Here is a 7,988-nt window from a genome sequence, read left to right on the forward strand (position 1 = left end):
GTCATGCTGGGATGGTTAAACAGGCTGTTAATTAGTCTATTTCTCCAATAGTGGCGCGGCTAAACTTGGACTAAGCCGCGCAGTTTGACGCTAAAATTACTAACCGAGACGCTACTCATGCAGCCAACTGCACGCTTTTCATTGTCGCCGGCTTTTCCTGAGACCCACACTCAACACAGCCATGGAGCTTGCTGTTGTGGTTCACCATTGCTGCAGCGTTTCCATGAACGTGTGATGGCAGAAATAACCCGGCGCCAAATGATTGGGGGAACGGCTGCGGTGATGGCGCTTTTCGCAGGATTGCATGTACCTTTTGCTGTTGGGCAGCAGCCAAAATCCCACGATGGGCCGCTACTATTAACCAATTTAAAGCTGTTTGATGGAAGCGGTGGCCCGCTGCGTGATGGCGTATCAATCAGGGTGGTGGACGGCCGTATTGATGCGATTCTAGACGGCAGTGGTGAAGTGGAAGGTATTGATGTCATTGATTGTGGCGGTCGTGTATTGATGCCAGGCTTGATTGATGCCCATTGGCACACCACTTTAGCGGCCATCTCCCAAATGGAAGCCATGACCGCTGATATTGGCTATGTGCACTTGGTGGCAGCAAGAGAAGCAGAGCGAACCCTGATGCGCGGCGTTACTTCGGTGAGGGATGTTGGGGGACCGGCGTTTGCGCTAAAGCGTGCTATTGATGAAGGTATTGTGAATGGCCCTAGGGTATTTCCTGCAGGGGCGATGATCTCCCAGACGTCGGGACATGGTGATTTTAGAATGCGCCATGATATACCTCGTGGAAGCACAACACCGCTAAGTGAAGCAGAACGTCAGGGAGTTGCAGTAATTGCGGATGGTGAGGCTGAGGTGCTCAGGCGCACGCGTGAGCAGCTGATGCTAGGGGCGTCTCAGATCAAGTTGATGGCTGGCGGTGGAGTAGCGTCACTCTATGACCCTTTAGACAGTACTCAATTTACGGAACGAGAGCTACGCGCAGCGGTTGAGGCTGCCGATGATTGGGGCACCTATGTGATGGTGCATGTGTATACATCACGTGGTATCCAGCGCGCTCTGCGGGCTGGTGTTAAGTCGATTGAGCATGGCCAATTAGCAGATGAAGAATCGGTAAGAATGATGGCTGGAGAGGGGGCGTGGTGGAGCCTTCAGCCTTTCCTGCAAGATGAAGATGCCAACGTGTATCCTGATGCCGCGCGCCGAGAGTCTCAGCGCCAAGTGGCTGAAGGTACCGTTCGCGCTTATGAAATGGCGCAGCGGTTTAATGTGAAAACTGCCTGGGGTACAGACATTCTCTTTAGCCCTAAAAACACCCCGAATCAACTTCGGCATTTGGCAAAGTTAACGCGCTTTTATGATCCGCTAACAGTGTTGGCAATGGCAACAGGGCATAACGGTGATTTGTTGTCACTTTCAGGTCCTCGTAATCCTTATCCTGGTGTACTTGGACGCATTGAACCAGGTGCACTAGCTGATCTCCTAGTCGTAGATGGCGATCCAAGTCGCGATCTAGATTTTCTAAACGATCCAGAGAGCAATCTTCGAATGATTATGAAAGGTGGGCGAATTTATAAAGAGCAGCTATAAAAACGCTGAATATAATTTTTAAAAATTTTCTTTCAAAGCGATATTTTATTACTTAGTGATAAGTGCCTGAATAAAATTAAGCGGGCACTTATCATCGGTAACCACTGGTTCGATAGTATCTACATTCTTGCAACGTATGCATAAGCACTTGGCTGCTCGGATGTTGTCGGAGGGAGCTTTAGCTTTGGTTAGACACTTCGACGATGATTCAACTGATTTGCATGGCTTCGCAAGGGCGGCTACGCCGCCCCTGCCCGCTGGAAACGGCCTTCTTGGTTTTAACGCTTGCGTATCAAGCCCGGTAACAGTAGCAGGCCAGCGAATAGCCATGCAGGCCAACTACCCGTGCGGGTAAACGGTGTTGCCCCTTCCATGGCGTAAAATTCGCCAATAAGGTAGGTGGTTTCAAATTGCGCTGCGCTATCTACCAGCTCGCCACGAGGATTAATAATCGCGGTAATGCCGTTGCTGGTAGCGCGCACGACATAACGACCATTCTCTAGCGCGCGCAGGCGGGCCATTTGCAAGTGTTGGTGGGGGCCAATGGAAGCGCCAAACCAAGTGTCATTAGATACCGTCACAATCACGTCGCTGTCTGCTGCACGGCGTGCCACCAGCTGTGGGTAGATAATCTCATAACAAATAGCGTTGCCAATCGTCACGCCGGCGGCCTGCATGGGCGTTTGTTCGGAGGCGCCTTTAGAAAAACTCGACATCGGTAGGTCAAAGAAGTCGATAGCACCCCGTAACACGCTTTCAAGCGGCAGGTATTCGCCAAACGGCACGAGATGCTCTTTTTGGTAGCTGCCCTCTACGTTGCCAACGCCAATCACACTATTGAAATAACGGTTGTCCTCGTCGAGTTGGACAATGCCGGTTAATAGCGCGGTGCTTGGCGGTAAGTTGGCTTGTACGCGCTCTAACACCGGGCGAGCTTGGTTATCGATCATTGGCAGGGCGGTTTCTGGCCACAGAATGAGATCGGCATCATCCGCGACACGGCGGGTTAAATCGCTATAGGTATTTGCTGCTACGCGCTGCCCTTCGGGGGTCCACTTTAATAGCTGGGGCAGATTGCCCTGAAGTAGCGCAACGCGCGTGGGCTCGCTTGCTGGTGTCGTCCAGAGTGAGGGGAGTGCCACCGGAACGAGCCAAATAGCGGCTAATGGCAGCGCTGCCCACCATTGGCGTCGCAGCAGTTCAGCGCCTAAGGTGCCTGTGAGCACTACCAGTAAGGAAAGCAAGTAAACGCCGCCTACTGGTGCCCAGTTGGCCAGCGGTGAATCCACATAGCTAGAGCCAACCAGTAGCCACGGAAAGCCGGTAAACAGATAAGTGCGTAATACTTCCCCCAGTACCCATGCCCCTGCAAAGCTAGCCAGTGCCCAGCGCGGGCTGCAAAAACGTCGATAAAGCCAAAACGTGCCTGCAAAAAAGAGTGCTAATACAGACACAAACAGAGCGGTCAGAAATACTGCCAGGGGAACGCCGGTATAGCCGTAATCGTGAATGGATACATACACCCAAGAAGTGCCGCTGGCAAAGAGCGCTACGCCGTATAGCCAGCCTTTTAGTGCTGCCTGAGCGGGACTTAAGGTATGCAGGCCAACATAAAGCAGGCCGATGGCGATGGGTCCTAGCCACCATAATTCAAACGGTGAAGCGGTAAGCGTCGTGAAACCACCGGCCACGAGGGCAGCCAGCAGCTGAAGTGCAAAGGTGGGCGTCAACCCCATGGTGATATCCTATCGGCAGGTTGAAGTGGTCGGTTGACTAGCCGTCGCTGTCGTCGCCATCGGTAGTATTTTCACTGGCGTCATCGCGATAAGCTTCCAGCAACCGAATGCGCCGATTATCGGCATTAAGAATGACGAACCGCCAGCCGCCCAGGCTAGTATGTTCGCCACGGCCTGGTAAGTGGCCAAATTGTTGCATCACAAGGCCGCCCACGGTATCGAATTCGTCATCAGAAAATTCGCTGCCAAAGCGTTCGTTGAAGTCTTCAATCGGTGTGAGAGCACGAATGGCGAAGTGGCCATTGTCCAGCGTGCGGATATCGTCCTCTTCATCGGTATCATGCTCATCTTCGATATCCCCGACGATCTGCTCCAGAATATCTTCGATAGTAATAATACCAGCCGTGCCGCCGTACTCATCTACCACGATTGCCATGTGATTGTGGGTATCACGGAATTCTTTTAGCAAGCTGTTTAGGCGTTTGGACTCGGGAATAAACATTGCCGGGCGCAGCACGTCTTCCAGCTTAAAGGCATCACGGCTTTCTTGCGTTTGAGAGAGCAGGGGGAGCAAATCTTTAACCAGTAAAATGCCTTTTACATCGTCAAGATTCTCGCCAATGACCGGATAGCGGGAGTGCCCTGTTTCTTGAATCAATGGCAAGTAGCCATCGCTGGTTTGATCAAGGGTAATTGCCGACACTTGAGAACGTGGAATCAATATTTCACGCACTTGCTGATCGCTGATCTCAAGAGCGCCTTCAATAATCATAATAGCGTCTTGATCTAGCTTCAGTTTCCCTGCGGTGTGGCGTAAAAACGTCATTAACTCATCGCGCGAGCTAGGTTCGTCATTGTCTCCGGAAAGGGCGCCAAAGAGTTTCTCGAGCCAGGATTTTTGATTTGAGTTGCTCGATCGGTCTTCGCTCATTGCGTCTAATCTCTCTATTACGTGCAAATAGTGACTTGCAAATAGTTGTGTGCAAACAGTACGTCAAAGCACTACTAAAAAACAGCTATGAAACCTCTGATTAACTACGCTTGGCCATACTGCGTTAAAAATCGCCTCGTGCGCGAGCCCGGTCAAAATGCTCATTTACAGCCCGTAAACTCGAACGCGAGTCCGATCCTTTTTTCGTTAATTTTTGCCTTGTCTGGCCTGCGCTCATCACATTAATCAGAGGCTCCCTATGTGAAGATGGCTACGGGTAAACTGTCTGTCGTTTTATCACTGAGTCGGGGGATACACCACCCTAAAAGTAATTATCGGCCAGGGTAACAGCTTACTCGTGATATGGATCAGGAATATCGAGAGTGGCAAGAAGCTCGCGCTCTAACTGCTCCATCTCTTCCGCTTCCTGCTCTTCAATGTGGTCATAGCCCATTAAGTGCAGCGTGCCATGCACCACCATGTGCGCGTAATGATGCTCAAGAGGCTTCTGCTGTTCACGGGCCTCATGGGCAACGACGGCATGGCAAATAATCAGGTCGCCAAGTAACGGTAAACAAACGCCGGGAGGGTTCTCAAAAGGAAATGAGAGCACGTTGGTTGATTTATCGTTACCCCGATAATCTCGATTGAGTGCTTGGCTTTCTGCTTCATCCACAAAGCGAATCGTCAGCTCTAAGCGCTCATCATCGGGGTGGCGTGAGAAGACACAGCCCACCCAGTGGGTGAGCTGCTCAAGGGTGGGAAGCAACGGCTCATTGATGGCCGCCTGGCGGTCAATCACGATGTTACTCATCGAGGTGCCTCTCCTGCGCGTTCAAGTGCTTGCATGCGGGCTTCGCGCTCCTGTTGGCGAGCTTCACGGCGAGCGCGCTCTTGCACTTCCTGCTGCGACTCAAACTCGTCATAGGCTTCGATGATCCGCTGAACCAACGGGTGACGCACAACGTCTTTCGCAGCAAAGTGGGTCACGCCGATGCCAGGGGTTTCCTTCAGAACATCCAGCACCTGTGAAAGACCAGAACGCTGTCCGCGAGGAAGGTCTACCTGGGTAATATCGCCGGTAATCACCGCCGTTGAGCCAAAACCAATCCGTGTCAGGAACATCTTCATCTGTTCCGGCGTGGTGTTTTGGCTTTCGTCCAGAATGATGTAGGAGTTATTCAGCGTACGCCCACGCATATAGGCCAGCGGGGCAATCTCGATCACTTGACGCTCAATGAGCTTAGCGACCTGTTCGAAGCCGATCATCTCGTACAGTGCATCGTAGAGCGGGCGGAGGTAAGGGTCGATTTTCTGGGCAAGGTCGCCAGGTAGAAAGCCAAGCTTTTCGCCTGCTTCTACCGCTGGGCGAACTAACAGAATGCGCCGCACTTCCTGCTGATTTAGTGCTTCTACCGCCGCGGCAACCGCCAAGTACGTTTTTCCCGTACCGGCAGGCCCAATACCGAAATTGATATCGTGCTCGCGAATGCTTTGTACGTAGCGCTGCTGATTAAGGCCGCGAGGCTTAATCATGGTGCGTGGCGTACGCATAATCACGTCATCGCTGTTGATGTCGCTATCATCCTCTTCTTCTAGCGCTTCTAAGCCAGATTCCTGAAGGAAGAGGTGAACTGTGTCTGCTTCTAGTTCTTCTGCCGCAGTTTCACGGTAAAGGTGCTCAAGCACGTTAGCAGCGGCTTTGATCCGGTTAGCGGCGCCGGCCAGCTGAAACACGTTGCCACGGTTGCGCAACGTCACGTCCAGGCGGCTCTCAATCAGCTTTAGATGCTCGTCCTGTTGGCCGCAGAGGCTAGCAAGGCGCTGCGGATCATTGGGTTCAAGGCTTAGGGTGATAATGCGATTGGCCTGAGGTGATGGCTGGCTCAAGAGTAAGAAACCCATTAGTTGATGTATGTGAGACTCAGCTTACTGCCCCGGCGATGCCGGGGCAATTACCTAGGATAAGTGAGCAGTTAATAACGCTCTGGAGAGGCGAGATCGCCGCGCAACGAGTTGGGCAGCGCTTCGGTAATCTCCACGTCTACAAAGTAGCCGATCAGTTCTGTTGGGTTGGCTGCCCGGAAGTTAACCACGCGGTTATTTTCGGTGCGCCCAGAGAGCTGGCCCGGGTCTCGCGGTGAGAAACCGGATACCAGAACTCGCTGGGTCGTGCCCACCATGCGTCGGCTGATCTGCGCTGCCTGCTGTAGAATTCGCTCCTGCAAAATGGCGAGACGCTGTTTTTTGACACTTTCCGGCGTTTCGTCCGGCAGGCCGGAGGCTGGTGTGCCCGGGCGTGCCGAGTAAACAAAGCTAAATGAGTGATCAAAGCCGATGCGATGAATCAGGTCCATCGTTGCTTCGAAATCCTCTTCGGTTTCGCCAGGGAAGCCGATGATAAAGTCAGAAGAGAAGCTAATATCCGGGCGGTTGGCGCGAATACGCTCCATCTTCTCGATGTACTCTTCTGCGGTATGGCCGCGCTTCATCGCACTTAAGATACGGTCAGAACCTGACTGTACCGGTAAATGTAGGTGACTCACCAGTTCCGGGATGTCGGCAAACGCATCTACTAGGCTATCCGTAAATTCCACCGGGTGAGAGGTCGTAAAGCGCACGCGATCAATGCCATCTACTGCAGCGACGCAGGCGATTAGCTCGGCAAGGTCGATCTCGTCGCCCTCGTCATTTTCACCGCGATAAGCGTTCACGTTCTGGCCAAGCAGGTTAATTTCTCGCACCCCTTGATCGGCTAAGTGAATGACTTCATCAATAACCGATTCAAAGGGGCGAGAGACTTCCTCACCGCGGGTATAAGGCACGACACAGAATGTGCAGTATTTCGAGCAGCCTTCCATGACAGAAACAAAAGCGGTTGCGCCATCAGATTTTGGCTGCGGCAGGTGATCAAACTTTTCAATTTCTGGAAAAGTGACATCGACCGCAGCAATCTGATTGTTATTGCGCGCGTCCAGCATTTTTGGCACGCGGTGAAGCGTTTGTGGGCCAAAAATCATATCGACAAAAGGCGCGCGCTTACGCAGCGCTTCACCTTCTTGGCTTGCCACACAGCCGCCGACACCAATCACGAGGTCTGGATTGGCGTCTTTTAGCTTTTTCCAGCGACCCAATTGATGAAACACCTTGTCCTGCGCTTTTTCGCGAATAGAGCAGGTGTTCAACAAGATAACGTCAGCTTCTTTTTCGTTATCGGTCAATTCCAGCTGGTGAGATTCGCCGAGCAGATCTGCCATCCGCGAGGAGTCGTACTCGTTCATTTGGCAGCCGTGCGTTTTGATAAAGAGCTTCTTCGCCATCGGTACCTGTCATCTATGAGTCGTCGGGGGACGAGGGATGAATGAAAACATGAATGCAATCGTAATGGGCAGTGTAACGTACAGCCATTGAATGGCGTCATTATACGGACACAAGAAACCCGGGGCTAGCCGTTCACCTATAATCGATACTTGACCCGAGCGTTTCTATCAGTATACTACGCACCGTGTTTGAGCAGTTCCTCGATAGCTCAGTTGGTAGAGCAAATGACTGTTAATCATTGGGTCGCAGGTTCGAGTCCTGCTCGAGGAGCCAACATACTGAAGTAAGTTATATGAATGCTTTCAGTGGCTTCGCTCAAAACACAGCAGCAAAATGTAATGTTCCTCGATAGCTCAGTTGGTAGAGCAAATGACTGTTAATCATTGGGTCGCAGGTTCGAG

6 protein-coding genes and 1 tRNA gene are annotated in these 7,988 nt (G+C 52.0%); 2 read left to right on the forward strand and 5 right to left on the reverse strand.

Annotated features, from left to right (window positions below):
- Positions 1–234 precede the first annotated feature (234 nt).
- Positions 235–1,599 carry a metal-dependent hydrolase family protein gene (locus JFC11_RS18180; RefSeq protein ID WP_038482674.1) on the forward strand — a complete coding sequence of 455 codons (1,365 nt, stop codon included), beginning with the start codon at positions 235–237 and terminating at the stop codon, positions 1,597–1,599.
- A gap of 278 nt (positions 1,600–1,877) precedes the next feature.
- Here the strand turns inward: JFC11_RS18180 and lnt are convergent, their stop codons facing one another.
- The 5 genes from lnt to miaB all read right to left on the reverse strand — a co-directional run bounded on the left by lnt (position 1,878) and on the right by miaB (position 7,586).
- Positions 1,878–3,335 (reverse strand): apolipoprotein N-acyltransferase, encoded by a 1,458-nt coding sequence (lnt, locus tag JFC11_RS18185; protein WP_120385473.1) that lies wholly within the window; start codon positions 3,333–3,335, stop codon positions 1,878–1,880.
- Positions 3,336–3,372: 37 nt separating this feature from the next.
- Positions 3,373–4,266, reverse strand: a complete 894-nt coding sequence (locus JFC11_RS18190) for an HlyC/CorC family transporter (protein WP_038482680.1) — start codon at positions 4,264–4,266, stop codon at positions 3,373–3,375.
- Between the two features lie 352 nt (positions 4,267–4,618).
- Positions 4,619–5,080 (reverse strand): rRNA maturation RNase YbeY, encoded by a 462-nt coding sequence (gene ybeY, locus JFC11_RS18195; RefSeq protein WP_038482683.1) that lies wholly within the window; start codon positions 5,078–5,080, stop codon positions 4,619–4,621.
- Positions 5,077–6,156, reverse strand: a complete 1,080-nt coding sequence (locus JFC11_RS18200) for a PhoH family protein (RefSeq protein WP_095602826.1) — start codon at positions 6,154–6,156, stop codon at positions 5,077–5,079. The genes ybeY and JFC11_RS18200 overlap by 4 nt, the downstream gene beginning before the upstream one ends.
- Before the next feature lie 86 nt (positions 6,157–6,242).
- Positions 6,243–7,586: a tRNA (N6-isopentenyl adenosine(37)-C2)-methylthiotransferase MiaB gene (miaB, locus tag JFC11_RS18205; RefSeq protein WP_038482686.1), complete on the reverse strand. Its 1,344-nt coding sequence runs from the start codon at positions 7,584–7,586 to the stop codon at positions 6,243–6,245.
- A gap of 198 nt (positions 7,587–7,784) precedes the next feature.
- On the opposite strand from miaB, the gene JFC11_RS18210 reads away from it, so the two are divergent.
- Positions 7,785–7,860 (forward strand) — tRNA-Asn (locus tag JFC11_RS18210).
- Positions 7,861–7,988 lie beyond the last annotated feature (128 nt).

The sequence above is a fragment of the Vreelandella alkaliphila genome (assembly GCF_016107625.1).
Classification (GTDB): Bacteria; Pseudomonadota; Gammaproteobacteria; order Pseudomonadales; family Halomonadaceae; genus Vreelandella; species Vreelandella alkaliphila.